General features: G+C 42.4%; 26 protein-coding genes. 14 read left to right on the top strand and 12 right to left on the bottom strand.

Features of this window, described 5'->3' with window-relative positions; genetic code table 11:
- Positions 1-11 precede the first annotated feature (11 nt).
- A complete protein-coding gene (locus EHS15_RS04410; RefSeq protein ID WP_135759319.1) occupies positions 12-1,412 on the top strand; it encodes an NAD(P)(+) transhydrogenase (Re/Si-specific) subunit beta in 1,401 nt (466 codons plus the stop codon).
- 10 nt (positions 1,413-1,422) lie between these two features.
- Positions 1,423-2,094: a response regulator transcription factor gene (locus tag EHS15_RS04415; RefSeq protein ID WP_135759320.1), complete on the top strand. Its 672-nt coding sequence runs from the start codon at positions 1,423-1,425 to the stop codon at positions 2,092-2,094.
- Here the strand turns inward: EHS15_RS04415 and EHS15_RS04420 are convergent, their stop codons facing one another.
- From EHS15_RS04420 to EHS15_RS04440, 5 genes are all read right to left on the bottom strand, one after another.
- A complete protein-coding gene (locus EHS15_RS04420; RefSeq protein ID WP_135759321.1) occupies positions 2,095-3,135 on the bottom strand; it encodes a tetratricopeptide repeat protein in 1,041 nt (346 codons plus the stop codon).
- Positions 3,117-4,694 carry a cytidylyltransferase domain-containing protein gene (locus EHS15_RS04425; protein WP_135759322.1) on the bottom strand — a complete coding sequence of 526 codons (1,578 nt, stop codon included), beginning with the start codon at positions 4,692-4,694 and terminating at the stop codon, positions 3,117-3,119. Before EHS15_RS04425 ends, EHS15_RS04420 begins: the two co-directional genes overlap by 19 nt.
- Positions 4,669-6,216, bottom strand: a complete 1,548-nt coding sequence (locus EHS15_RS04430; protein WP_135759323.1) for a spiro-SPASM protein — start codon at positions 6,214-6,216, stop codon at positions 4,669-4,671. Before EHS15_RS04430 ends, EHS15_RS04425 begins: the two co-directional genes overlap by 26 nt.
- Position 6,217: 1 nt before the next feature.
- Positions 6,218-7,231 carry a putative peptidyl-prolyl cis-trans isomerase gene (locus EHS15_RS04435; protein WP_246051890.1) on the bottom strand — a complete coding sequence of 338 codons (1,014 nt, stop codon included), beginning with the start codon at positions 7,229-7,231 and terminating at the stop codon, positions 6,218-6,220.
- A gap of 141 nt (positions 7,232-7,372) precedes the next feature.
- Positions 7,373-8,587 (bottom strand): aspartate kinase, encoded by a 1,215-nt coding sequence (locus EHS15_RS04440; RefSeq protein ID WP_135759325.1) that lies wholly within the window; start codon positions 8,585-8,587, stop codon positions 7,373-7,375.
- A gap of 104 nt (positions 8,588-8,691) precedes the next feature.
- Here EHS15_RS04440 and EHS15_RS04445 point away from each other — a divergent pair, with 104 nt between their 5' ends.
- Entirely contained in the window at positions 8,692-9,621 is a 930-nt protein-coding gene (locus tag EHS15_RS04445; protein WP_135759326.1) for an acyl-CoA desaturase, read from the top strand.
- Between the two features lie 9 nt (positions 9,622-9,630).
- On the opposite strand, the gene EHS15_RS04450 is transcribed toward EHS15_RS04445, so the two are convergent.
- Genes EHS15_RS04450 through EHS15_RS04465 form a run of 4 tightly spaced genes read right to left on the bottom strand, consistent with a single transcriptional unit; the run spans position 9,631 to position 11,948 of the window.
- Positions 9,631-10,116 (bottom strand): hypothetical protein, encoded by a 486-nt coding sequence (locus tag EHS15_RS04450; protein WP_135759327.1) that lies wholly within the window; start codon positions 10,114-10,116, stop codon positions 9,631-9,633.
- 2 nt (positions 10,117-10,118) lie between these two features.
- Complete coding sequence (locus EHS15_RS04455; RefSeq protein WP_135759328.1) at positions 10,119-10,418, bottom strand: LIC13255 family lipoprotein; 300 nt, start codon at positions 10,416-10,418, stop codon at positions 10,119-10,121.
- Position 10,419: 1 nt separating this feature from the next.
- Positions 10,420-10,971 (bottom strand): LEA/WHy family protein, encoded by a 552-nt coding sequence (locus tag EHS15_RS04460; RefSeq protein ID WP_135759329.1) that lies wholly within the window; start codon positions 10,969-10,971, stop codon positions 10,420-10,422.
- Entirely contained in the window at positions 10,968-11,948 is a 981-nt protein-coding gene (locus tag EHS15_RS04465) for a zinc-binding dehydrogenase (protein WP_246051891.1), read from the bottom strand. The genes EHS15_RS04460 and EHS15_RS04465 overlap by 4 nt, the downstream gene beginning before the upstream one ends.
- Positions 11,949-12,050: 102 nt before the next feature.
- Here EHS15_RS04465 and EHS15_RS04470 point away from each other — a divergent pair, with 102 nt between their 5' ends.
- Genes EHS15_RS04470 through kdsB form a run of 7 tightly spaced genes read left to right on the top strand, consistent with a single transcriptional unit; the run spans position 12,051 to position 17,036 of the window.
- Entirely contained in the window at positions 12,051-12,815 is a 765-nt protein-coding gene (locus tag EHS15_RS04470) for an MlaD family protein (protein ID WP_246051892.1), read from the top strand.
- Complete coding sequence (locus EHS15_RS04475; protein ID WP_135759332.1) at positions 12,815-13,894, top strand: glycosyltransferase; 1,080 nt, start codon at positions 12,815-12,817, stop codon at positions 13,892-13,894. The genes EHS15_RS04470 and EHS15_RS04475 overlap by 1 nt, the downstream gene beginning before the upstream one ends.
- Positions 13,895-13,913: 19 nt before the next feature.
- Positions 13,914-14,132 carry a flagellar FlbD family protein gene (locus tag EHS15_RS04480; RefSeq protein WP_135759333.1) on the top strand — a complete coding sequence of 73 codons (219 nt, stop codon included), beginning with the start codon at positions 13,914-13,916 and terminating at the stop codon, positions 14,130-14,132.
- A 6-nt stretch (positions 14,133-14,138) separates the two neighbouring features.
- Entirely contained in the window at positions 14,139-14,921 is a 783-nt protein-coding gene (locus EHS15_RS04485; protein WP_135759334.1) for a motility protein A, read from the top strand.
- A 9-nt stretch (positions 14,922-14,930) separates the two neighbouring features.
- Positions 14,931-15,758: a flagellar motor protein MotB gene (gene motB / locus EHS15_RS04490; RefSeq protein WP_135759335.1), complete on the top strand. Its 828-nt coding sequence runs from the start codon at positions 14,931-14,933 to the stop codon at positions 15,756-15,758.
- Between the two features lies 1 nt (position 15,759).
- Positions 15,760-16,287, top strand: coding sequence for a flagellar basal body-associated FliL family protein (locus EHS15_RS04495; protein WP_135759336.1), 528 nt, complete (start codon positions 15,760-15,762; stop codon positions 16,285-16,287).
- A 5-nt stretch (positions 16,288-16,292) separates the two neighbouring features.
- Positions 16,293-17,036, top strand: coding sequence for a 3-deoxy-manno-octulosonate cytidylyltransferase (gene kdsB / locus EHS15_RS04500; protein WP_135759337.1), 744 nt, complete (start codon positions 16,293-16,295; stop codon positions 17,034-17,036).
- Between the two features lie 280 nt (positions 17,037-17,316).
- Here kdsB and EHS15_RS04505 read toward each other — a convergent pair whose 3' ends face one another.
- Entirely contained in the window at positions 17,317-19,014 is a 1,698-nt protein-coding gene (locus EHS15_RS04505; RefSeq protein WP_135759338.1) for a cation:proton antiporter, read from the bottom strand.
- A 437-nt stretch (positions 19,015-19,451) separates the two neighbouring features.
- Between EHS15_RS04505 and EHS15_RS04510 the strand changes: the two genes are divergently transcribed.
- Entirely contained in the window at positions 19,452-20,057 is a 606-nt protein-coding gene (locus EHS15_RS04510; RefSeq protein WP_135759339.1) for a YceI family protein, read from the top strand.
- Between the two features lie 12 nt (positions 20,058-20,069).
- Here the strand turns inward: EHS15_RS04510 and ligA are convergent, their stop codons facing one another.
- Complete coding sequence (gene ligA, locus EHS15_RS04515) at positions 20,070-22,073, bottom strand: NAD-dependent DNA ligase LigA (protein WP_135759340.1); 2,004 nt, start codon at positions 22,071-22,073, stop codon at positions 20,070-20,072.
- Entirely contained in the window at positions 22,074-23,087 is a 1,014-nt protein-coding gene (locus EHS15_RS04520) for a M23 family metallopeptidase (protein WP_135759341.1), read from the bottom strand.
- Between EHS15_RS04520 and EHS15_RS04525 the strand changes: the two genes are divergently transcribed.
- The 3 genes from EHS15_RS04525 (at position 23,086) to EHS15_RS04535 (ending at position 25,410) form a co-directional block, all read left to right on the top strand.
- Entirely contained in the window at positions 23,086-23,808 is a 723-nt protein-coding gene (locus EHS15_RS04525; protein WP_135759342.1) for a SanA/YdcF family protein, read from the top strand. The genes EHS15_RS04520 and EHS15_RS04525 overlap by 2 nt on opposite strands.
- Before the next feature lie 217 nt (positions 23,809-24,025).
- Positions 24,026-24,580: a YceI family protein gene (locus EHS15_RS04530; protein WP_167884151.1), complete on the top strand. Its 555-nt coding sequence runs from the start codon at positions 24,026-24,028 to the stop codon at positions 24,578-24,580.
- 131 nt (positions 24,581-24,711) lie between these two features.
- Positions 24,712-25,410 (top strand): YqjF family protein, encoded by a 699-nt coding sequence (locus tag EHS15_RS04535; RefSeq protein WP_167884152.1) that lies wholly within the window; start codon positions 24,712-24,714, stop codon positions 25,408-25,410.
- Positions 25,411-25,417 lie beyond the last annotated feature (7 nt).

The raw sequence follows: 25,417 nt of genomic DNA on the forward strand, positions 1-25,417 counted from the left end.
TCGGAAATTCAATGACTTTAGCTCATATACTCAATATCTCTTATCTAATAGCTTCTGTCCTATTCATTGTAGGTTTAAAGCAGTTGGCTCACCCTAAAACCGCTACTAGGGGAAACATGCTGGGTGCGGTAGGTATGTTCATTGCCGTTGTGGTAACTCTGTTTGACCATCAAATTGTAGATTACACATTGATTCTTGCCGGGATCGTAGTCGGTTCCTTGATTGGTGTGGTACTTGCTTACAAAATCCAAATGACTGCTATGCCTCAATTGGTTGCAGTTTTGAACGGTTTAGGTGGTATTGCTTCGGTTCTTGTGGCAGGTTCTGCTCTTCAAATTTCCATTCCCAGATATACCTATATAGTCAATTATCAAGAAATCATTTCCATCGTATTCTCTGCCGTTGTAGGCGGGGTGACTTTCAGCGGAAGTTTTGTCGCATTCGGTAAACTACAAGGGTTTATCACTGAAAAAGCTGTGAGATATTCCGGTGACCAAATTGTTAAGGTAGTTATCGGACTCGTTTGTATCGGACTAGGGGTTTATAACGTTCTGGCTCCTACCGATGAATCCATTTACTGGATTTTGAGCGGAGTGAGTTTGTTGTTAGGAATCCTGCTTGTGGTACCTATCGGAGGAGCGGATATGCCTGTGGTCATTTCCCTTTTGAACTCCTATTCTGGTATCGCAGCTTCCGCAACCGGTTTCGTTTTGAATAACAACGTTCTTATCATCTCCGGTTCTCTTGTAGGAGCTTCGGGGATCATTCTGACTCAGATCATGTGTAAAGCGATGAATCGAAGTTTGACGAATGTTCTTTTTGGCGGTTTCGGTGCTGCTGCTAGCGGAGAAGTGAAAGATGACGGTAATTTTTATCATGGCAAAGTGAAATCCACAAGCTCTGAAGAAGTTGCCATGCTACTTGATATTGCCCGCAGCGTAGTGATCGTTCCAGGTTACGGTATGGCGGTTGCGCAAGCACAGCATACTGTTCGAGATCTTTACCAATTGCTTACAAATAAGGGAATCGATGTTACTTTTGCGATTCACCCTGTGGCAGGGCGTATGCCGGGACATATGAACGTTCTTCTTGCGGAAGCGGATATTCCGTACGATAGACTGAAAGAAATGGACGAGATTAACAGTACTTTCGAAAATGTTGATGTTGTAATTGTCAACGGTGCAAATGATGTAACAAATCCATTGGCCAAAACGGATCCGACATCTCCTATTGCGGGAATGCCGATCTTGGATGTCGATAAAGCGAAAACAGTAATTGTGATAAAAAGATCACTCAGTCCGGGTTTTGCGGGAGTTCCGAATCCATTGTTCATTGCAGACAACTGTTTAATGTTATTTGGAGATGGGAAGAAAGCTACTCAAGAGATGATCAACGCGCTTAAAGAATCGTAGTTGGTGAAACATGAAAAAGCAGGTTTATATCGTCGATGACCATCCTTTGGTTGTCGACGCCCTTCAGAATTTAATTTCCAAATCGGAAGATTTGGAGTGCATCGGAAGCTCGGATAACATAGAGAAGGCGTTTGCCGAGATAGAAAACCTGCAACCTAGTTTGGTTTTGATCGATATTCAATTGAGACAAAACCAAAACGGTCTTCAGCTTCTTAAAAAACTTCGCACCGCTTTCCCTAATATTGCAGTTGTGATCATCAGTATGCTTACAGATGACACTTTTGTGGATCGTGCTTTCAAATTGGGTGCGATGGGTTACGTATTTAAGGAAGATACTACTACTCAAATCGTGGAAGCGATTCATACCGTTCTGCGTGGAGATTATTTCGTAAGTTCTTCCCAAGCCACAAGGCTTTTAGGTCATTTGTACCGCAGTTCGCAAAAAGAAGAGAAAGATCCTATCGACAGACTTTCCAACAGAGAGCTGGAAGTGTTTTTGATGATCGGAGAAGGAATGCCTGTGAAGGAAATCGCAGCAAGTATGGGTCTTGCCGCATCTACCATCGAAACTCTTCGTTCCAGAATCAAAACAAAGTTAAGCATTCACGAAAATGAAAAACTCATCCGTGTGGCCGTAGAGTGGAAATACACTCAGACCAAAACGGAAGTAGTCGTTTCCTAGTCAGTATCTGACTTTGAAGTAGTGATACAGTAAGGTTTTGCCCTCTCTGCTGGAGAGGAGCATCCTGTAAGCTTCCGCAATCGTAGAATCGTTTTTGTTTTTCTTCTGGCTGAAGTGAAAGAACTCGTTCGCCTTTTCTTCCAAACCTAAATTCAAAAGTAAATTCAAATAAAAACTTTGATCGTAGTCATCGGCAAATGGAGAAAAGGCGATTGTTCTGAAAAGAGCTTCCGCATTTCTCCATTTTCTCACCTCATAATAACAGCGTGCGTAAACTTTTTTCTCTCTCCAACCTAAGATTCGTTCGTCTTTTAGATTCGCTAACGCTTTTTTAGGATCTTTTTCCGTAACGTAAACGATCCTTCCCATAAGATTGGATGCGAAATTATTTTTAGGATCCGCCTCCAAGATGGAAGCGATTTCCTTTTTCGCTTCTTCATAATGTCCTGTGTCCGCATAGGTTTTGGCGAGGATCGTTTTCGCTTCCAAATAATTGGGTTTGTATTCCAAAGATTTGGAAAGGGAGTCGATCGCTTTTGAATATTCACCTAATATATAGTATGCGACTCCCAAATTGTAATGATAAAAAGGATTATAAGGAGAAATTTGATTCGTTTCCAACCAAGTATCTTTCGCTTCCATCCAATTGTCTTCCTGAGCATAAATCATTCCCAGAAGGTAACTTGCCGCTTCATGATTCGGTTCTTTTGCAAGAGCTTTGGTAAGATTCTCTTTTGCTTCCGGCCATTCCAATCGGGAGTAGTGAATGGATCCGGCTAGATAATAATATTCCGCCTCAGACTTGTAAGGTTCTGCTTGGAGTTTTTTCCATTCGAAATCAGCCACTCCGAACTTTCCGTAACGAAGCGCATTGATGATGGTTCTTCCCGTTTTTTCCAATTCGATTTTATATTTGAAAACATCCGATTCGTTCGGGGTACCTTGCCCCAAAAGGGAAAAAGTTTCGGAATGCAATACGAATAAGAAGAGAGTGATTGGCAGTAGTTTAAGAGAGAGTTGTTTCAAATCGAGTGTAACCATTGTAATATTTTATTTTGAGCATTTCTGATCAGGTTGTGTTTTTCAGAAGAAGGTTCTTTCTGAGTTTGTATCCAGTTTTCGGGTTCTCCCAGATAGGGAACTTTCGTTTGTCTCTCGAAAAATTCTCCTAACTCTTTGTGAATTTCAGTCATTCCAAAGATAGCAAGTTTTTTTTCCAAATACAATGCTTCCATCATACTTTGCCCGAAATAAGAGATAAAACCTTCCGATTCGGAAAGAGCGGAATAATATTCCCATTTGGTGAGTCTTTCGTGGAAGCGGATGTTTTGTTTTTCCGGTTTCGCACCTCCGATCCTCAAGATGGAATCAATCTTCCAATGAGGAGCCAAAACATTCGTCACATATTCGTCCAAAGAAAAAGATTCTTCCTTAGATAGAGAACCTGCATAAATCATCCATTGCCCTTGTTTGCTGTTTCGATTTCGAAAGGAGGAGAGTAATGGAGAAGAATAAAAAGGAAGAATCGTCTCCGGCCATCTAGGATGCATCAGAAACAAACAAGAGTTTTGCTGATGAGGGGAAAAATCCAGATGATCGATCGTGAAAAAAGGTTTGTCTTTAGGAGTTCTTGCCTCTCTCGCATCGATGATATAAGCATCTTTGGATTCGAAAGTTTCGTTCTCTAAATGAGGCGCCAAAGAGACGTTAAATCCGTTCATTTGCAGCTCGATGGAAAGGGATTTACATCTTTCGAAATGACCCGATCCCAAACGTTTCGGTTCTCCGTACAACACACCTATTTCTTTTCCTGAAAATTCTTTTTTAGGAAGAGAGAATGTAACTTGTTTGACCGGTTGGTTGAGAGAAAACAAATCTTGATTTTCTTCATAGAGTCGAATCACTTCTTTGGCACCGAAAAAAGGATTTTGTTTTCCCAGAAGATTCCAAACTTTCAGAAGTAATTCCCGATCCAAAGTTTCATCCATTGTCATTCGGATCTGAGTGGAAAGGCCTCGTTCTTCTTCCGTAAGATGAGGGGCGGACAATCGAAACACAGAGTATCGATTCAAATCTTCCTTGATGTGAAGACTTACATGTTCCTTATATTTAGTTTCGGTTTTTTCATCCCATTTCGAAACCAAAGCTTCGTAGGAAAAACATTCCACTCCCATTCCCAAAGGCAGACCCGAGATCGATAAACAGTACATTCTGTTCTTTAAATAGAACATCGCTTCCCATAAAAGTTCGATCGAAACGATATCTATAAAAGGATTATCTCCAGTTAGGCGAATTATATCTTTTGCTCCGAATTTTTCAGCAGCCAGTCTGTATCTTTCTCTTACGTCGTCTTCCGATCCTGTAAAATATATATACTTTCTTTTTTCTAAAAAGGAGATTAAAACTTCGTCTTTTTCCGGTATTAAAAATACGATTTGTTCGGAAGGAAGGACGCAGGATATGCGTTTATGGATATGATCGAGAAGAGTTGTTTCACTCTCTTTCGGAATCGTATCTAATATTTTTCCAGGAAGTCTAGTGGAGCCGAATCTTGCCTGGATGAACGCAAACGGTTTAGGCGTTGAAGGTGTACCATTCATCGCAGTTCACGCAAGGGGCCGGTATTTCGGAATGATTTCCTAAAAAGGATTGGCGGAAGTGAGGATGGCCTTTTTCCCAAATGGAGGAAAGATCTTCTTTGAGGATATTTCCTAGACCGTATGTTTGGTGCTGTTTGCAGATGGAAACTTCACCGTCCACGTTCACGTACAGGTCTCTCGCCAAATGCCAGCAGAATTCCCGATGAATCGGTGTTAGGTCACTTACTCTTCTTTCGGGAAGTTTGCCCGCATAAGAATTGTATTTTTGCAGGATGACATTGATGTTCTTTTTCTCGAAGAAAGTGAAGTAGGCGTCGATTTCATCTTCCACTTCTTTCATTTTGATCATTTGAACGTAAAGAGAAGTAGAAGGCAGAATTTGTTTTAGGCTTTCTATATTTTCCAACACGGAAGAGAGAAAGTTTTTTCCATAGATCTGTTCATATCTGTTTTCTTTGAGAGTAGTTACATCTACGATCAGACAAAGTTTCTTTTTGGTTTCTTCCGGCAGGATGTTGATGAAATCGATCAGGTCATTTCTGTTTCCGTACAGGCCGGTTTCGATGATGAGTTCTTTCAGATTCGAATATTCCAGTATGGAACTTACGATTTCTTTCCACTCAGGATGCAGAAGAGGTTCTCCGCTACCGCCCAAACAAAACGTCATTTCACTGGGAAATGCGGAATCGAGTTTTTGAAGGATCGTTTTTGCGTCCTTATGGGAAATGAAACTTCCTTCTTTGTCCTTGGAAAGAAATTGTTTCGGACTGAAGATAGGGAGGGTTTCGTTTCCTCTGAATATTTCCCATTCTATATAGGAAGGCGCATAACGAAAAATAGATGGTTGTTCTTTCAGAACGGGAAGGATCGATTCGTAAACAGGTTCTTTGGTTTGATTTAAAACGGATCGAATCAAATTCAAGCTACGATAGTCTCTGACTCTAAGGTCGAACCTATATTGTCTGAGGTCCGGGGGAACGAAAAATATATCCACATCATAATGATTGATATTTTTCAGAAAAAAAGAATGAACTTCCGTTCCTAATCCGTCCGGTAGAGTCGCTAAAAACTCTCTGGAAATCACTGTGGGAATCAATCCTTCGGGAAGGTTTTCGCTGTAGGAATATTGACTGAAAAAATCGGTATGTCTCTGCCAGGATCTTTTCATCAGATTGACATCTAACAAAGGTGAAATGCCTTTGAAGTATAAAAAACAAACTTCATCCCAATCCGGATCTTGGTATTTAGAGGGAGGAAGTTTTTCTCCGATGCGGTTTAAAAATTCGAGTTCGCTGCTCGTATTGTCATAAGAAACAAGATCGGATAACTCTTTTTCATTTCGGATCCAATCCGTAAGATCCTCGTTCGTTCGTATATGTATTGTTAAATTAGGAAATACGGAATGGATTTGATTTTTGAATCGTATCCATAAATCGGGACTGGGATTTTTTTTTAAGAATCGTAACGATTCCTCATCCAAAAAAACGGCAGCAAGAGAAGGTAAGTAGTCCTTTTTCGTCATTTTAGTCTGCGTTGTATTTTTCTTCCGGATTAGAGATGTTGTACTCTTTCATATAGATCGGATCGAATATGATGATAGGAGTGTTTTTTCTAGTAACTGCAACCCAATCTTCGAAGGATGATTGTTCCTTATCTCTAAACAAAAGGCCTTGAATTCCTTTTCTTACCGCATCCAGAGGAGTCGGACGAATCCCTTCCACAAAAACAAGACAGTATCTTTTTCGATCGTCACGGAATACTTCCGAAACTTTACCTTGTTGTACCTGGCTGAGTACGGAAGCGGTAGTAGGTTGGGATTTAAAAAGTTCGAAACTGGGAATCCAGTTCACCAAACCGCCGCTTGCTTTGTTTCTGGATTCGTTTCTTGGCCCGGAAGCAACCAGTTTGAAAAAAGAAGGATCTTTGATGGATTTGGTCCTGATGTCGTTCAATTCCTGGAAAACTCTTGTCTCTTCATCGATGGAAGAGTTTGCGGGAGAGATGATGAGTTCTCTGAACTTGAATTCGAATCCCACCTTCGACTTGTTCTTGTTATACCAACTCACCACTTCTTGTTCGGAAGGAAGAGGAGGGGACACTTTTACCTGAAGAAGCTGCCCTTTTTTAATCTGATAAGGGAGATCTTCCAGCCAAAGATTATAAGGAAGACCGAATTGCTGCTGCACGGTTCTTTTGAATTGTTCGATATCGGTGATTCCCTGTGCTTCCATTCTCTTTTGAATTTCAGCCTCGATTCTTTTTTCATTCACTTGAATCGATTCTTCATCGGCAGCGATGTCTACGATGGCACGATCGATGAGAAAATCCAAAACCTGAGAATGCAAAGAACCTTTTTTTCTATAAGCGGGAACGAATCGAGAAAGGGATTTGTATCGTTCCACTCCGTCTTCATATTCGATTTGGGAAATGGAGCGTGTACCCACGATAGCAATGACTTGATTGATGGATTCGTAAGGATAAACGGAAAAAGATAATAGAAGTAAAAAAACAGAAAGGATGCGTACGGTCGTTTTCAAGGGAACAATCCTAATATCCTATGTTTTCTATTTTTACTTCATTTTAGCAATTGTAAAATGAAGACGGCAGGGTGAAGATTTTTCGATTTTCGGGCAAAAGGCTCTTTTTAGGGAACTTGTTTCACCCGAATCAGGAAAAAATCAACCGATGAAGGTAGTATGAAGCGCTTTCACCGCTTCTTCCGATTGATTCTGTTTGATCACACAAGAAATTTTAATTTCTGAAGTGGAGATCATTTCAATGTTGATGCTTTTATCCGCCAATGCTTGGAACATTTTTGCGGCCACACCTACGTGAGATTTCATTCCCACACCCACTGCGGATACGATCGCAATGTTTTCGTCGATTTCCGCCTTACCGTTTCCATGATCTTTCGCATAAGTATCTATGATCGGTTTTGCGGCAGAGATATCTTTTTTAGCGATAGTGAAAGAGATCGTATTGATTCCGTCTCTCGGAGAGGATTGAACGATCACATCTACGATTACGTCCTTGTTTGCCAGTTGAGTGAATAGATCCGCAGCAATTCCAGGTTTGTCTTTTACGTCTGCGATGGTTACGCGAGCTTGATCGCCTTTTGCGGTAACTCCGCTTACTTTCATTTTTTCCATAATTTTTTCCTCACTCATAACGAGAGTTCCCGGTTTATCGTGAAAACTGGATCGGACATGAATCACTACGTTATAGTTCATTCCTAATTCAACACTTCGGGAATGAAGAACTCCCGCTCCGAGACTTGCCAGTTCCAACATCTCTTCGTATGTGACTTGTTTGTGCATCTTCGCTGTAGGAATTTTGCGCGGATCGGCAGTGTACACTCCGTCCACATCGGTATAAATTTCACATTCATCTGCGCCTAACGCTGCAGCAAGGGCCACTGCGGAAGTGTCGCTTCCCCCTCTTCCCAGGGTGACTATGTTTTCGTCCTTATCGATTCCTTGAAAGCCGGCAACGATGACCACCTTTCCTTTGCTAAATGCTTCATCGATTCGTGTGCGGTCGATCATTTCGATCTTCGCATTGGAAAAGTTACCGTCAGTGAGTATCTTTACTTGAGAACCCGTGAAGGATTGAGCGGGAACGCCGATTTCATTTAAGGCGATCGCAAGAAGTGCGATGGAAACTTGTTCTCCCGTAGAAAGGAGCATATCCATTTCGCGTTTGGGAGGATTTTGGGAAATTTGATCGGCAAGGTCTACCAGCTCATCCGTAGTATGTCCCATTGCAGAGACAACGACTGCCACCTTGTTTCCTTCGTCATGATAACGTTTGATTCGTTTTGCAACGTTCTTAATCTTTGTGGTGTCGCCGACGGAGGTACCACCATACTTTTGAACAACAACTCTTGAGGACATGGTTTCTATGGACAGGGTGGTGCGGTGGGTGCGGGAATCAAGTAGAATGAATTTTTTTGCAACCGATCTGCGGAAAACGGCTCCTATCTTACATAGGATTCACTATGGAAACTTCTCATCAGAAAATCGAACCGGTCATTAAAAACCAAGCCCCCCTATTGTTTTTGATTCTTTTCTTTCTCATCCAGGCAACCGTATTCACCGTTTTTACGGTTCCTTTCAGTTGGGAGTTGTTTTGGGTCGCAGTAGGTTCTTATTTTTTGAGAATGTTCGGGATTACTGCCGCATATCATCGTTATTTTTCCCATGCTTCCTTCAAAACTTCCCGAGTGTTCCAGTTCATTCTGGCTTGGATCGGCTCAATGGCCATGCAAAAAGGAGTTCTTTGGTGGGCGGCCCATCATAGAAACCACCATAAATATTCGGATACTGAGAAAGACATCCATTCCCCTTCTCGAAAAGGGTTTTGGTATTCTCACATGTTCTGGTTTTTAAGAAACGAATACAACGATTACGAAGCGAAACTCATTCCCGATTTTTACAAATATCCGGAACTCAGATGGCTGGATCGAAATCATTGGATCGCTCCTTTGAGTTTTGCGGTCGGATTGTATCTTGTAGGAGGATGGGGTTATTTGGTTTACGGGTACGCAGTCGCCACATTTTTGTTAGGTCATGCGACTTGGACCATCAATTCCCTTTCCCATGTTTACGGATCCGCTCGTTTCGAATCCAGAGATACGAGTAAAAACAATTTCTTTCTAGCTTTGTTGACTATGGGAGAAGGATGGCACAACAACCATCATTACTATTGTTCTTCCGTAAACCAAGGATTCTACTGGTACGAAGTGGATCTATCCTACTACATTTTGAAAGCCTTGAGTTTTGTGGGAATCGTCTGGGATTTGAAAAAGCCTCCTGTGAAAGTTTTGGAAGAAGGCAGAAGAAGAGATTTGGAGAAAAAAGCGAAAGCGGCAAACAAAACCGTGAAAGAAAAAATTCCAGCTCGCAGAACCGTAGTTACCAGCCACTAAAGTTGATTTTCATACCCCCAGTTTTTTTCGAATGTCCGGGGGTATGTCACTGATCGAATCGTATCTTTTTTTCTTTCCTCCCGGTTGGGAGACGTAATAAAAACCGTTGATCATTTCCAAAAAGTAATCCTGCCCTTTTTCGCCTAAAGAACGTTTATCGAGTTCCTTAACCATTGCCTGATAGTTTCTGGGAAGTAAATTCCAATTGGAATAGTTGGTAACGACCCCTTTGTCGTTCACGGTATAAGCTCCGTCTTGGTGGAGTATCTTAGTTCCGTTATAATCGAAAATTTCCATCACCTGTAAGGCAGGGTCTTTCGATTTTCCTTTCCCTTCTTTGGAAGAAGGATCGTTTTTGGAGCCGGATGTTTTCGAAGCAATAGGATTGTGTTTTCTTTTCAAAAGTCCGAACAGAAGTAAAAACCCCCCCGCTAAAATCAGCAGTAAAAGAAGTACATACTCGGTTTGGGAAAAATTGAAAAGATACCGCAGCATAACTATTTGAATATATAATTGATGGATTTGCAGCTTAGAGGGGAAGGGTCTTCCACATTCCAAGCCACACAGTCCATTAAATTCACGGCACTGATGCAGCGATTCACATCGGTCACTTTCACTCTTCCGAATAGAATGGTTGTAATGCGATGGTTGGATCCGCAAGAAGCGTCTTTCAGAGCGTAGGCGGAAAAGATTTTAGAATTCGCTTCCGCTCCATCGTAATAGATTTCGTCTTTGGAATCGATGCAGGAAAACAAAAGTAAGGAGAAACAAAGAAACAACGGAAAAAAAAGTTTCATTCTATTTTTTCAGTCGGATCGTTTGTTTTTCGGAAACGGGAAGAGGGATTTTTCCGAGTCCTGTATCGAAACTTATGTTTCCTTCGATTTCAAATTCGGCGTCTTCTCCTCGAGAAGCGGCGGACAATAACTTCATTCCTATTTGAATGATGCGAGAAGGGCCGCCTTTTTCATCTTCCAAATCCAATTGAAGAGGAATGATCAGGGAGGATTTCGCACTCACCTTTTGAGGAGAGAGATTTTTCACCTTTCCCACCTTTTCCTTTCCGGAAGCATTTACTAGTGTTAGGTCGAGATCGAATTCGTAAACTTCCACATCTTCCTCATTCGGATTGGTGACTTCCACAATGGGAGAGATGGAAAGATTAGGAATAAAAGCCAAACCTTTGCTAGGAAGAAGAGTTATTTCCACGTTGACTAGTTCCACCTTACACTTCTTCAGACGATCCAGATTTTTTTTGGCATCGGATACGCAAGAAAGAGTAAAGGCGGTCATTAGAAAATAGATCCCGATGGAAAATCGGGAAATGTCGGATTTGAAAAAACGGATCATGGAGTGAAAACTACTTTTCCTTCGGTCATATGTTTTTTGTAAAATTCCAAACCTTCTTCGAATTGAGAGAAAGAAAACTTCTTATTGATTTTCGTTTGGAATATGGTCTTCAAATGTTTCTGAGCTTCTTTCGCCTGTTTTTGAAACTCTTCCAAACCTATGGAATAAATCCAGGAAGATAACCAATACCCTTCCACTTTTTTGTTTTGGAAAAGGATCATACCTGCGTTCACGGAAAAAGGCTGTTCGGAAAGAGCTCCGTAACATACCAGTTTTCCTCCGTAAGGCATACATTCCAGAACCTTTTTCGCAGTATCTCCCGCTACCGCATCGATGGCATAGGTTGCATTTAATTTTTTCGAGATTTTAAAAAGTTCTTTTTCGAAACCCGGAGTTTCCGAGTTCAAAACGTATTCGGCTCCGATTTCTTTGAGAGCATCTTCCTGCTCTTTCTTTCGTACAACATTGATTAGGGGAATTTTCTTTTCTTGGCAAAGGCGAACCACCATCTTTCCCAAAGCGCTGGCGGAAGCGGTTTGGATCATAGCTTCATGTTTTTCCGTTTGGCATTTTGTGACCATAGCCCAAGCAGTCATCGGGTTTACGAAAAAACTGCTTCCTTCATCAAGAGTGATCTCATCCAAAAGAGGAAGACAGTTCTCTTCCGTAGTGAGCATATATTCGGCCCAAGAACCGTCATTATGTCCGGCAACGCAAGATACTCTCATATCCGGTTTGAGAGTTTTGATGTCTTTGCCCACGGAGACTACGGTTCCACTGGCTTCGAATCCTGCGGAGACAGGTGCTTTCTTTTTGATTCCGTACAACCCTCTAATGAACATTAGGTCAGAAGGATTGATCGGAGCAGCGTGTATCCGGATTAAAACTTCGTTGTCTTTCGGTTCCGGAATTTCCTTTTCTCTCAATTCCAAGGCGGGTTGATTCTCATCGTATTTAAGAAGAGTGACTGCTTTCATGACTTCCATTAACTCTATTGAAAAACTGCTTGCCAAGCCTTTCTTTGCCTTCGAACCTAGAGGTTGGTTTTAAAAGTGCGCTGGAAAAGGAATTCACCCGAATTGTTTGTAGGAATCTGCTTTTTCGCATTTTTGGGATTCGCCTTTTTTGCTACCGTCATCCAGCCCGAAAAACCGTCCAAAAATTATCCCTATCGACTTTCTTTGTTTTACTCCCGAATCGACGGAATCAAAGAAGGAACCGAAGTCCGCATCTTAGGTATTCCTAAGGGTTACGTCGCCCATATCGATTCCAGACCTATGTTGGACATTCCTGACCGCCGCTTTTTAGATACTAACATGGATCATGCGATTGAGCTTCATATCGCATTGGAAGAACCTCTCACTCTTTGGGATAATTATTCCGTCGATTTTCAAACGATCACCGTTTTTTCCAATAGGGTCATCAACATCAATCCGGGAAGTTCTGACGGTAAAACTCCTTATTTCCGACCTACGTTTCAGGCAGGGGAAAAAACTCCCGACTATCTGCCGTCCGCCCGTTACTTCGACGATTTTTTCAAGGCAGCTTCCCAAACTATGGAAGAAAACAAAGGAGACATTCGAGACATCACTCTCAATCTCCGATCCATTTCCGATAAATTGAATTCCAATCAAGGAACCATTCCTAAATTCATTGGCACGACGGAAATGTACGACGAACTTTATACGACTGTGACGGATGCGGAAACGATCGGTGTCGAGGCAAGAAGGTATATGGAATCTTCCAGAAACTTAGAAAACACATTGCCCATTCCCTTCGTCATCACCGCTTCCTTTTACGGAAGAACCACACTGCTCGGACGAAGGATAGGACCGCAAAACTAATGAAAGTTGCCATCATACACGACTGGTTGACGGGGATGAGAGGAGGAGAAGTCGTATTGGATGCACTTCTCAAGGCTTACCCGGATGCAGATCTTTTTACTTTGTTTTACACCAAAGGAAAGTTAAATGCTCGTATTGAAGATAGAAAGATCTTTACCGCCTTCACGAACAATCTTCCTTTTAAAGAAAAATATTACAGGCATTATCTTCCTTTGTTTCCTACTGCGATCGAATCTTTGGATTTGAGAGGATACGATATCGTCATCAGTTCTTCTCATTGTGTGGCCAAAGGAGTGATTCCTCATCCGAATACGTTTCACATGAGTTATATCCATTCCCCAATGCGTTATGTCTGGGATATGTATTACGATTATTTCCCCAATAAAAGCGGATTGAAGTTTTTCCTGTTTCAAATGATCTCCAATTATTTAAGAACTTGGGACGTTGCTTCTTCACATAGAGTCGACCATTTTACGTGTAACTCTCATTTTGTGGGAAAAAGAATTCAAAAATATTACAGAAGAGACTATCAAATCGTTTATCCTCCTTGTTTGTCGGAAGAGTTCCGAGTTCAGGACTATTCGAAAGAAGACTATTACTTGATGGTTTCCGCATTCGCTCCTTATAAAAAAATCGATCTAGCCATCGAAGCTTTCACCAAAAACAAGAAAAAACTCATCCTCATCGGAGGAGGGCAGGACGAGGCCAAACTAGTCAAAAATCTCCCTTCCAATATCATCTGGAAGAAGGGAATCCCTCGTCAGGAAGTTTTGGATTATTACAAAAAAGCCAGAGGGTTTATCTTCCCGGGATTGGAAGATTTCGGAATCACCCCCGTAGAGTCCCAAGCCTATGCCACTCCTGTCATTGCTTATGGAAGGGGAGGGGCTTTGGAAAGCGTAGTTTCCGGTAAAACAGGGGTATTTTTCCCGGAACAAACCGTGGAATCTCTCAATTCAGCCATAAAAGAATCGGAATCCATCTCCTACAAACGCAGGGATTTCCAAAAATCAATCGATCGCTTTACGGAAGAAAAATTCGTAAGCGAAATTCGAAAGGCAGTCGATAGACATAAGTAGAAATCTATAGGGGGATCCATTGGTCATCCTACATCGGCTGAAAGGGGCGGAATTCGTTCTCAATGCGGACCATATCGAGTCGGTTGAAGCGAATCCCGATACAGTAATCACTCTCATCAACGATAAGAAATATATCGTTCAAGAATCCGTCACTGAAGTGGTGGATAAGGTTTTTGTATATAAAGCCAGAATTCACTCTTTGCCGAAGACCAATTCTCAAACTGAAGAAGGAAAGTAAGTAATTATGGATATAGCAACAATCATTGGTCTAGCGCTTGGTTCCGCTCTGATGGTACTAGGAACCATCTCCGGTGGTCTTAGTATCATGGACTTGATCGACATTCCTTCCGTCTTGATTACGTTCGGTGGTGCCGCCGCAGCGACGATCATCTCCTTCCCTTGGACTTCTACTATGGGAATCGGAGCCGTAACAAAAAAGGGTTTTCAGAATCCTACATTTGATCTTCCGAATTTAATTACTACGCTTGTTAGTTTCTCCGAGAAAGCCAGAAGGGAAGGTCTTCTTGCATTGGAAGACGATATCAACGAACTTCCCGAAGAGTTCCTCAAAAAAGGAATTCAATTGGTTGTGGACGGAACGGATCCTGAACTTGTAAGAAATATCATGGAAACCGAAATCGGAAACACTTCCCAACGCCATGCTTATGGTAGAGCTTGGTGGGATGCTTATGCGGGTTTTGCGCCCGGTTTCGGGATGCTTGGGACCCTTGTGGGTCTTGTGGGGATGTTAAAGAACTTAGGTGGTGGGGACGCAAGTGCGATCGGACAGGGTATGGCGACCGCCTTGATTACTACATTGTACGGATCTTTGGCTCAGAACTTATTTGCCGCACCTCTCGTTCGTAAATTGACCAGACGTTCGGAAGACGAACTAGTGATTAAACAGGTTATGGTGGAAGGAACTCTTTCCATCCAATCGGGGGACAACCCTCGTATCGTTAAGGAAAAATTGGCGAGTTTCCTAACACCTAACGAAAGAGCCGCATTGAAAGACGACGGGGATTAATCGTTAACCATGGCTAAAGAAAAATGCCCTGAATGCATTCAAAAAGTACCCGAGTTCATGGCGACTTACGGGGATATGGTGACTTTGTTATTGTGTTTCTTTATCCTTCTGTATACAACCGGTAAAACGGATGCCAGGGAAATGCAGATCATTTTGTCCGCATTCAAATCCACTACTGGATTTTTTACGGGGGGACAAACTCTTTCCAAAGGATCTTTGGAAGAGATGGGGATGAATATTGAATCTCTTCCTTCTCAAACTGTGGGAAGAAACTTATCCAAATCCAAAAAGGATGCGCAAGAAGTATTCAAACCGGAAGTGGAGGCGGGAAAAGTAAGGATCTCCGAAAACGAAAGAGGTCTTGTCATCTCTCTCGTAGGTGCCGATTATTTTTATCCAGGTTCCGCTATTCTCACTCCTTCCATTCGGGAAACTCTTCGCAAAGCGGCAGGGCTCATCAAAGGTTTGGAAAGATTCGTAAGAGTGGAAGGTCATAGTGATGACGATGCGGTCAATCCTGTGAATCGTCCCGGACGAGAAGAAAGAGAATATATCAATAACTGGGATTTGGCGGCAGCCAGATCCGTAAACACTACTGTGTTTATGATCAATGCGGAAGAAATCGATCCGAGTTGGTTTCAGGCGGTAAGTTTCGGATCGTATCGCCCTATGGTTTTGGAAAACGAAGGGACTCCAGAGGCAAAGGCGTTCAATAGAAGAGTAGATATCATCATATTAACTGAAAAGTCGACAAAACGAGCTCCAGGGGAAAGTAAATACGGTTTGCCTGAGTCTCGTTTGCCGAATACAGAAACCAATGTAGAAGGAGGGGAATAACATGGGTGATCGTGAAGTAGATGAAGAAGAAGGTGGCCTGGCCGAAGGTAGTCCTGCCGCTGCGGGGATGTCCCCGATCGTTAAATGGTTGTTATATATTGCTGCGGCGATTTTCGGTATTATTATCGTAACCGTAATATCAATGTTTGTTGCTCAGAAAACCGCTACGAGCGTTTTCAAACAGCAAAAGAACATCTCTCTTGTGAAAGCTCCTCCTCCTTTGGAGATTTACAGCTTTCAGGATGAGTTTCGTGTGAATACCTCCGATGTAGGAGAGTCTCACTTCGTTAAATTGAAGATGTCTTTGGGGTTTGAATCCGGACAACCTGCACTTTCTCAGGAATTGGCGATGCGTGTGGCGCAGATGCAGAACATCATCAACCTGGTGATTGCTCGTAAAACGAAGGACGATTTGAAATCGATTACGAATCAGTTGGATTTAAGAGAGGAAATCAAAGCTCACTTGAATCATATTTTGACGAACGGAAAAATCAAAGAGGTTTATTTTACCGAATTCCTTGTGAATTAATGCCTATGCCCAAAAAAATCTTAGGTGTAATTCCCGCCCGTTTTGCAAGTACCCGCTTTCCAGGAAAACCGCTCGCTCTCATAGGTTCCAAACCTATGATCGAGTGGACCTATTCTCATTCCAAACAAGCTAAGTCTTTGGATCGTTTGGTGGTTGCCACGGACGACTCTCGTATCAAGGAAGCGGTTTTGTCTTTCGGGGGAGAAGTCGTGATGACAAGAGAAGATCATGAAACGGGAACCGACCGTATCATAGAAGTAGCTTCCTTGTTTCCCGAATACGATGTCATCGTAAACATTCAAGGGGATGAACCGGGGATAGAATCGGAACTCATCGAAGGAGTTGCGGATTTAAAACTAAAACATCCCGATTGGGAAATGACTACCGCAGCAGTTCGATTTTCAGATACGGAAGATCCGAAAGACCCTAACCGAGTGAAGGTGGTGTTCGATCGTTTGTCCAGAGCCGCCTATTTTTCCAGAAGCCCTATTCCTGCTTCCTTCAAAAAAGATGCGGAATACTTCCGTCATTTGGGAATCTATTGTTACGAAAGAAGTTTTTTACTGAATTATAACTCTTTGCCTAAATCCGATTGGGAAACAGTCGAATCTTTGGAACAATTGAGAGCTTTGCAGAATGGAAATACGATCGGAGTGTTTCTCGCAAACAAGGCAAACTTGGGAGTGGATTCCCCCGGCGATTTAGAATTAGTAACTCAAGAATTTAAAAAGAGAGGATTGATCATTTAGTCTTTCTTTCTCATTTTATATAATTCTCTTCAAACTGGAGAAATTGAGTTGGGAACGAACTCGATTTTGCGCCACGGATCGACCGAGCGTCCCCGTCGAGGGAGAGCCGGGTCGATTATTAGATTCAATGATCGTTAACGATAAATTGCGAGGCGCCAAACGAAACATACTTCAGACTCTCGGTCGCAGAACTTCGTGTTCCGACTCCCGAACTCCGGCATCCTTACCTCCGTCACCGTGAGAAGTATGTTTCGTTACCTCTTGCGAAAAGACCTCGACCTTAAGCGTCGATTCTTTCCTTTCTCATACCGCTGGCAATATAATCGTATAGGAATTCTCCGGTGATTACACCCGGAACGATTACTTTCTGTGCCCCGTCCGTTACCAGTTTTTTCGCATCTCCAGGTTCGTCCGAAGTAAGAATGATTTTCGCATTCGGAGCGAGTTTGCTGAGAGTGGAAAGCAAACGAGTGTTATTTGTTCCTTTTAGGAAAGAATCGGAAATGGTGCAGACCACCATCGAAGCGTCGTGAAGGCCAATGTGAGAGAGGGACTCCGGGTGTGCTAAGTCGGCGTAAGTCCACTTAAATCCTTTGTTCGTAAGTTCGTCCTTAAAGGCAGGATTATAATCTGCGATGATGATCCTTTTGATAAGGGAAGGAGATAGATCTTCCAGATAACTTACGAAGGCGCGCGCGATTCTGAAATATCCCAGTATGATGATGTCTCGAACTTGTCCGTCTCCTTCATGCCCATGACCGCCGCCTTGTGCGGATTCTTCTTTGTTTTCATCATGGATTCCGAATTTTGCGACCAATCTCGCAAGGAATGCTGCAATCTGATGATTGAAAAGAATGATATAGGTAGATAAAATCGATGCGATGATGGTAGAAGTGAGAATCACAGCTTGCAGTTGTTCGGTGACATGGGCGAAACCTGCACCTAACGCTAAAATCACCAAAGAGAATTCGGAAATTTGAGCAAGGTTGAGCCCTGTTAAAAAACCGTTTCTAACCCCTTTTTTTAAGGAGATGATGATCGGAGCCACTGTAAGGATTCTTACGAACAACATCAATGCGATGATTGCAAAAGAGATGGCGACGACTTGCAGGCTGGGCATAGGAACTTTCAAACCCAATGCCACAAAGAATAGAGTTACGAAAAAGTCTCTGATCCCTATGAGTTTGGAAATAACGTCCGCTCCGTAAGGAAAGGCGGCGATACTCATCCCGGCAACCAAGGCACCCATTTCTTTGGAAAGACCTACTTCTCCTGCGACACCGCAGACAACAAAGCACCACATAATTGATGTTAAAAGAATTAGTTCTGGGCTACTGGCACAGGCTTTGTACAAACTTGCCAGAACATATCTACTTACTGTGAAGCTGAATACGATAAGAAGAACGATGATCCCTACCGAGGTAAGGATTTTTAGAATTTCCGGATTGTTGAGGTTCGGTTGAACTCCCATAAACAGGATGGCCCAAATATCTTGGAAGACCAGAACCCCTACGGTTAGTTTCCCGGAAATGGTATTGATCTCTACTTTATCTTGTAACAGTTTAACAACGATTAAAGTTGAACTGAGGGATAGTGCCACAGCGATATAAAGAAGGTCGAATTTTTCCGTTCCGATGGGAAGATTCAACAAAGGAAATACGCCGTAAACGAAAGCGACGGACAGAGTGAACTGAAGAGTTCCCAAAAGGAACATCGTTTTTCCCATTTTTGCAAGTTCGGTTAGATTGATTTCCAAACCGATGATGAACAGAAGCAAAATCAGACCGATTTCGGAAATAAGTTCAATGGACGCTTCGTCCGTAACGAGGGAAAATCCCATTTGGTTTCCGAGCAACGCTCCTCCGATAATATAACCGAGGATAAGTGGTTGTTTTAAAACTCTTGCTATATGACTGAGGACGGTCGCAAATATTATGCTTAAACCTATGTCCGTGAGTAATGAATGTTCGCCGTGCATTGTATTGTTCTCTCTGAGGAGATTTTCCGCACGGGTACCGCCAGTAAAAGTCGTTTTTTTATTTAGGAGTACGAATCGAAACAGTACTAGGGTATATCCGAATTTACGATCCGAAGGGATCCTGCATCCCTCCTAATTTCTTTCCGGACAACTGCAGAAATTTAAGGCAATTTTCCTGAAAATGAAACTATTTATGTATATTCCTTTCGATCGGCGAGTAGAATATCCGAATGAATCTGACTCACCTCGACCGGAAACAAATTACCTCCTACATACTGATTCTGCTTTTCGCTTCTGTCACTTTTTTCTTTCGCTTTCGTGCGGCATCCTGGCCTTACAGAATAAAAAAGAAGACTAAAGATTGTCCTGTTTTCGAATCACTCCCGTCTTGACAAAGTCGGTAGGATTGTTTTAATGAAGATACCGAGGAAATCGTTATGAAACATATTTCATTCTTTCTTTTTTTCATCCTTACCGTTTCTTTTTCTCCCTTGTTTGCGGAAGAAAAATGCACATACGAATACGATTCGAAACAAACTGCGATCGAATGGACTGCCTTTAAGTTCACTGAAAAAACAGGCGTTAAGGGAAAGATGGAATCTTTCAAGGCAACTCACACGAAAAAGGCGAAGACTATTCTCGACTCTTTGAAAGATCTTCGTTTTACAGTGCAGACAAGTTCCTTAAATTCTTCCGTTCCCGATCGAGATGAAAAAATCAAAAAATTCTTTTTCGGTTCCGTAAAAAACGGAAAAGAATTCAAAGGAAATTTTTCTCAAATTAAAGGAACAAACGAAGGTTCAGCGACATTGAATTTGGAATTCAATAAAATCAAAAAATCGGTGCCTGTTCAATTTAAAATCACAGGAGATTCCATCGAAGTGACCGGAACCTTGGATGTTTTGGAACTAGGTTTGAAAGAAGGAATTTCCCGATTGAACGAAGAGTGCAGGGATCTGCATAAAGGAGCCGATGGTACAAGCAAACTTTGGCCAACGGTCGATATCAAAATCACATCCACATTGACCAAAACTTGTTCTTAATCTAGTTCAGTTTTAAAAAGGAATTCCCTCTTTTTTCAACAGAAGGAGGAATTCCTCTTCATTGACCAAAGTCACTCCCAATTCTTCCGCTTTTTCCAATTTAGAACCCGCACCTGGGCCATATAACAAATGACTGGTTTTCGAAGAAACGGAAGAAACCTTTCTTCCTCCATGCCTTGTGATGATTTCCAATGCTTTTTCTCTCGGTTGGAAATTCTCGAAACTTCCGGTAACACACCAAGATTGACCGATGAACGGTTGTAAATCGCTTTTCTCGGTTTCTTTTGCGGTGAAGTTCACTCCCAAGGAGATGAGATTTTTGACAAGGGCTAAGGTTTCTTTATCTTTCAGATGTTTTAAAAGCGCATCCACGGTTCTAGGTCCGATTCCATGGATGGAAGAAAGTTCCTCTGCGGCGTCTTTCTTTTTGGAAAGTTCCAAAAGTTTAGCCCAAGAATCTAATCCATGTTCAATGAGGACTTCCGTTACTTTGTGGCCCACTTCGTTCAAACCGATGGAAGGAAGGGTCCAACGAAAATCTTTTTCTTTGGATTTTTCGATTCCGGAAAGGATGATCTCCACCTTTTTTTCTCCGAAACCTTCCAACTCGATCAGTTCTTTCTTTTTCGTATGCAGTTTGTACAGCTGGACTAGATCTTTCACCCAGCCTAACTGATAGAAGGTTTCGATCTGCTTTTCTCCCAAACCTTCTATGTTCATCTGCTTTTTTTCGCAGTAGAAGATGAGTGAATTTTTTTCCCGCTCCGGGCAATGGCGGTTGGTGCAGAATAGATCCACAGAATCGTCCACTTTTTCCAGTTTGGTTTTGCAGGAGGGGCATTGTTTAGGAATTTGGAAAACCTGTTTCGGAGGAGAAACCACTTTCTCTACGGCAGGGATGATCTCTCCTCTTTTCGAGATCAGAACTTTGGCACCGATCCCCGCTCCCAATTGGTCGATGTAATCTTGATTGTGCAAAGTGGCGTAGGTAACTGTGGTACCTGCCAAAGAAGTAGGGGTGACTTGCGCTCTAGGAGTCACTTTTCCGGTTCTGCCGATGGCAAAACTGATGTCTTCTATGATGGTTTCTTTTAAAACCGCATCGAACTTAAATGCGCGTGCCCAACGAGGAGAATGACTCGTTTCTCCCAAGGTTTCTCTTTTTTCCAAGGAGTTGAGTTTGATCACCAGCCCGTCCACAGGGAACGGCATGGAGTCTTTTTTTTTGCGGAAAGATTCTATCGATTTTAGCAGTTGTTTTGCGGAAACGATTTCCGTATCGGGAGCCAAAGGAAGTTTATCTTCTTTCAAAAGAGCTAAAATTTCCTTATGTTCTTTGATTCCCTTTCTTCCTTTTCCCAAGATAGCATCGTAAACAAAAATACGTAATGGTCGTTTGGCGGCTTCGGCGGGATCTTTGTGTTTGATGGATCCTGCGGAAAGATTGCGAGGGTTTGCGAATTTTCCCCCGTATTCTTCGTTGAACTCATCAAAGTCGGAGAAATTCATAAAAATCTCTCCTCGGACGGTGACGGTTCTTTTGGATTTCAAAGAATGAGGAAGGTCTTTGATCGTTTTGACGTTTTCCGTCACGACATCACCGATTCCTCCCGTGCCTCTAGTCACACAATTTTCCAAAACTCCGTCCACATAATAAAGAAGGATGGAGGCGCCGTCGATTTTCCATTCCAAAGAATACAATTCGTCTTCGCCCGTTTTGACGACCCAGTCCCAAAGTTCTTCCGTGTTGTAAGTATTTTCCAAAGAAAGAACAGGAACTTGGTGTTTGAATTTGGTGAACTGATTGGAAAGATCGGAACCAACCGCTTTGGTAGGAGAGTTGGGAGAGGCAAATTCAGGATACTCCTCCTCCAGCTGAGCCAATTCCTTAAACAGAAGGTCGTATTCCTTATCGGAAATGGTAGGTTGGTTTTTTTTGTAATAACGGTCGTTATGCTCTTTGATTTCTTTCGTAAGAGCTTTGATTCTTTTTTTAGCTGAGTCGTTCGCTGCCAATCAATAGATTCCCGATTGTAGATATTCTTCCGGATCCGTTTTTCCCACTTCATTGATGATGATTTCATAGTGAAGGTGAGGACCTGTAACGTTTCCTGTGGCTCCCACTTCTGCGATCATTTCCCCTTGTTTCACTTCCTGTCCTTGTCGAACAAGAAGGCGGGAGCAGTGACCGTACAAAGTGTTGTAGCCGTATTCGTGTTGTATGATGATATGATGTCCATAACCTACGTTAGAGTAGGCGACTTTAATCACTCTTCCTGGAGCCGCCGCATAGATAGGAGTTCCTGTGGCATTTGCCATATCCAAACCGTCATGGTATTCCCAAAAACCGGAAGTAGGTGACTTTCTCATCCCGAAAGGAGAAGTGAGGTTGTAAGAATTGACAGGATTCACCAAAGGAAGCGAGGAAAGAATAGAAGCCCTGTTGAACAAAAAATCGTAGTTAGCTTCCGTTAGAGTTTTGTTAGCTTCCATTCTTTGCTTCAAAAAACGAAGATCATAAATTTCGTTCAGATACTTTCTTCCGATGTCCAGTTGTTTGTCTTCTTTTTCCTCTTTTTGCAAAATATCGAAGGCAGCCGATTTCAAAGAATCTTCCGCAGGGATTTTTAGAAGTTCTTCATCCTGTCCGTCGATGAGAGAAAACAGTTCCAACATGTTTTCGTGGAAGTGGGAATATTCTTCCTTCATCTCTTCCAGTTGGTTGGCATTGGAAATATAACTGTCGAAATAATGACCGTACACTTCAGAGAGTTGGTTGATTTCGGAGCGGGTGTTGCTGGAACGAACGATCCCGAAAATGGCAAGGGTTAAAAGCCCTAAGGTAAGGCCCATAAAGAAAAGGATGGTAAAAACGGAGATTTGGAAATGGAAAGAACTGTCATAACCGTGGGGAATGACTAAAATCGTCATCCTTTGGTGTCCTTTTTCTTTCACCCGATCAATCTGTTTCTTGATTTTAGGATTGTCCTGTGAGAAAACAGATTTAATCTCTTTAATTTTCTTCTTCATGAGCGAACGTAAGCCCTACATAAATAAGACACTGCATTTCCTTTCTTTGGTCAAGTGGAAATCCCTCTTCTCCATTTTTGGAGCGATCGTCTTATTCTGTCTCTTAATCATTTTATTCATCAATTGGAGATTCACCAGAAGTTATTCTCTCAGCAAACACACTTCCTTTGTGGAAGATGTGCCTTCTTCTCAGGTTGCGATCATACCCGGAGCCGCCGTTTACGGGAAAACCCCTTCCCCTGTGCTTTCGGACAGGCTAGAATGCGGATTGAATTTATATAAAGCCGGTAAGGTGAAAAAACTACTTCTTTCCGGAGACAACGGAAAGGCGGATTACAACGAACTCAAACCTATGTTGGACTACATGCTTAAAAATGGAGTTCGTCCGGAAGACATATTCGTCGATCATGCAGGCTTCCGCACTTTGGATACATTGATCCGGGCCAAAGAAGTCTTTCAGGTAAAGGAAGCGATCTTCGTCAGCCAAACTTTTTTCCTAGCACGCGCCATTTATCTGGGCAACCATCTTGAGATCACCTTACATGCGTTCGAGTGCAATCTCAGAACCTATAAAAAAGAATCTTATTATACATGGCGTGAATTGTTTGCACGTCAGCTTGCCTGGTGGGATATACTTTGGGACACACCTCCTAAATATTTGGGAGACCCTTTCCCCATCGAAGGAAGCGGAGTGAAAACTTGGAAAGGTTCTATCCTCTGATTTGAAATTCAAACCCTTCGCCGGCACATTCGTTTTTATCGTCTAAGAAGAGATGGGCGCTCCCTCTCCTAAAGGAGAGGTCGGGCTGCTTCGGGGTGCGCTTCGCTTCCGCCAAACAGAGTTTGGCCGCCTGCGGCGCCCTCCGCATCCCTAGCGCTTTACCTTGACTTGGAAACAAGTCTGTTATAAAATTTCAATGAGTAAAAGGAGAAGCAGAATGATACATTGGATCCGCTTCATCAGTCTTTCGTTTTTTTCCATGAGTTTCGTTTTTTCACTGTCCGCTTCCGAAGTTTTACAGAAAGAGATCAGTTTCTTTGTAGATCATCCTGCAACGGATGTAGTAGGGATTTGCGGTGACATCACTCACTCTCCCATCCAAATTAAATCGACTTTAAAAGGATATGTTCTTACCAAACCTTTTTCCGTCGAAGTTCCTCTCTCTCAAATCAAATCCGGAGACAACGGAAGAGACGATCATATCCGTCAAATTTTAGGCGCTCCCGAAATTTCTTCTGTGGAAGCAACGATTGACTCTGTAACTCTCTCCGGCACAGGTTATTCTGCACAAGGAAAGTTGAAAATCAAAGGAGTCGTCAAAGAATTTCAGGCAGCTCTCAGTGTCACTCCTCAGGATAAAGACGTGATTCAAGTTCAGGGCAAAACAACCGTTTTATTTTCCGATTATTCTTTGGAAAATCCTTCCCTCTTATTCTGGAAGGCAAAAGACCAAATTGAAGTTAGGTTTTTATTTTTGATCCGAGCGAAATAGAATTTGGGTCTTTTCATTTATCGTAAGATATTCAATGCCGCTAATTTCGTCCGTCCTTCGGAAAGGTCGATAGCAGCACATTTGAATTTTATAAGATGAATCAGTTTGTGAACGAAAAGAAAGTTATGGAAATGTCTCCTCACCGAGGATGGGAATTTCCTAAACAACCTTGGCGTTGGTATCAGGAATGGAACAGAGCCGTCTTTTTGCATCTGAAAGCCGATTTGGAATTCTTAAGAACTCTTGTTCCTAAGGATTTTTCCATCGATTTATTCCAAGGCCAGGCATGGATTTCCATCGTTGCTTTCACAATGGAAAATGTGCATCCTAGAGGCATTCGGCCTTTTTCTTTCGTTTCCGATTTTCATGAAGTCAATGTTAGGACGTATGTGATCCAAGACGGAAAACCGGGAGTTTATTTTCTGAGCATCGAAGCGGAAAAGATCATTCCTACATTATGTGCACGATATTTATCAGGTCTTCCTTATGAAAAATCAGACATCTTTCGTATAGAAGCACCTAACGATCAATATATTGTTAAAAACCCCAGAAACGAATTGCAGATTCGATATAAGCCGGGTGATCCTAAGAAAACCAAAACCCCTCTCGACATTTGGCTCACGGAACGGTATTGTTTGTATCATGATCTTCGTAACAAAAGGATCCGTCTGGAAGTCCAACATCCTGCTTGGCCTTTGTACGAAATCTCTTTGGAGTTTTGTTCGTTTCGGTATCGGCTGGGAAACCAAGATCTAGTCGACTGCCCCATAGATCTGGTTCATTATTCTCCGGGAGTTTCCGTCATCGCTTGGGGTGAGGAAGTTCTTTAGAGAGCCG

This window comes from Leptospira idonii (assembly GCF_004770995.1).
Classification (GTDB): Bacteria; Spirochaetota; Leptospiria; order Leptospirales; family Leptospiraceae; genus Leptospira_A; species Leptospira_A idonii.

Coding starts and splice junctions, on each gene's coding strand:
- EHS15_RS04440 (WP_135759325.1), bottom strand. CDS start 8,587: ATGTCCTCAAGAGTTGTTGTTCAAAAGTATGGTGGTACCTCCGTCGGC.
- EHS15_RS04530 (WP_167884151.1), top strand. CDS start 24,026: ATGATACATTGGATCCGCTTCATCAGTCTTTCGTTTTTTTCCATGAGT.
- EHS15_RS04510 (WP_135759339.1), top strand. CDS start 19,452: ATGAAACATATTTCATTCTTTCTTTTTTTCATCCTTACCGTTTCTTTT.
- EHS15_RS04425 (WP_135759322.1), bottom strand. CDS start 4,694: ATGAATGGTACACCTTCAACGCCTAAACCGTTTGCGTTCATCCAGGCA.
- EHS15_RS04410 (WP_135759319.1), top strand. CDS start 12: ATGACTTTAGCTCATATACTCAATATCTCTTATCTAATAGCTTCTGTC.
- EHS15_RS04520 (WP_135759341.1), bottom strand. CDS start 23,087: ATGAAGAAGAAAATTAAAGAGATTAAATCTGTTTTCTCACAGGACAAT.
- EHS15_RS04445 (WP_135759326.1), top strand. CDS start 8,692: ATGGAAACTTCTCATCAGAAAATCGAACCGGTCATTAAAAACCAAGCC.
- EHS15_RS04415 (WP_135759320.1), top strand. CDS start 1,423: ATGAAAAAGCAGGTTTATATCGTCGATGACCATCCTTTGGTTGTCGAC.
- EHS15_RS04460 (WP_135759329.1), bottom strand. CDS start 10,971: ATGATCCGTTTTTTCAAATCCGACATTTCCCGATTTTCCATCGGGATC.
- EHS15_RS04465 (WP_246051891.1), bottom strand. CDS start 11,948: ATGAAAGCAGTCACTCTTCTTAAATACGATGAGAATCAACCCGCCTTG.
- EHS15_RS04505 (WP_135759338.1), bottom strand. CDS start 19,014: ATGCACGGCGAACATTCATTACTCACGGACATAGGTTTAAGCATAATA.
- EHS15_RS04475 (WP_135759332.1), top strand. CDS start 12,815: ATGAAAGTTGCCATCATACACGACTGGTTGACGGGGATGAGAGGAGGA.
- EHS15_RS04430 (WP_135759323.1), bottom strand. CDS start 6,216: ATGACGAAAAAGGACTACTTACCTTCTCTTGCTGCCGTTTTTTTGGAT.
- motB (WP_135759335.1), top strand. CDS start 14,931: ATGGCTAAAGAAAAATGCCCTGAATGCATTCAAAAAGTACCCGAGTTC.
- EHS15_RS04525 (WP_135759342.1), top strand. CDS start 23,086: ATGAGCGAACGTAAGCCCTACATAAATAAGACACTGCATTTCCTTTCT.
- EHS15_RS04420 (WP_135759321.1), bottom strand. CDS start 3,135: ATGGTTACACTCGATTTGAAACAACTCTCTCTTAAACTACTGCCAATC.
- EHS15_RS04495 (WP_135759336.1), top strand. CDS start 15,760: ATGGGTGATCGTGAAGTAGATGAAGAAGAAGGTGGCCTGGCCGAAGGT.
- EHS15_RS04535 (WP_167884152.1), top strand. CDS start 24,712: ATGTCTCCTCACCGAGGATGGGAATTTCCTAAACAACCTTGGCGTTGG.
- kdsB (WP_135759337.1), top strand. CDS start 16,293: ATGCCCAAAAAAATCTTAGGTGTAATTCCCGCCCGTTTTGCAAGTACC.
- EHS15_RS04455 (WP_135759328.1), bottom strand. CDS start 10,418: ATGAAACTTTTTTTTCCGTTGTTTCTTTGTTTCTCCTTACTTTTGTTT.
- EHS15_RS04485 (WP_135759334.1), top strand. CDS start 14,139: ATGGATATAGCAACAATCATTGGTCTAGCGCTTGGTTCCGCTCTGATG.
- EHS15_RS04450 (WP_135759327.1), bottom strand. CDS start 10,116: ATGCTGCGGTATCTTTTCAATTTTTCCCAAACCGAGTATGTACTTCTT.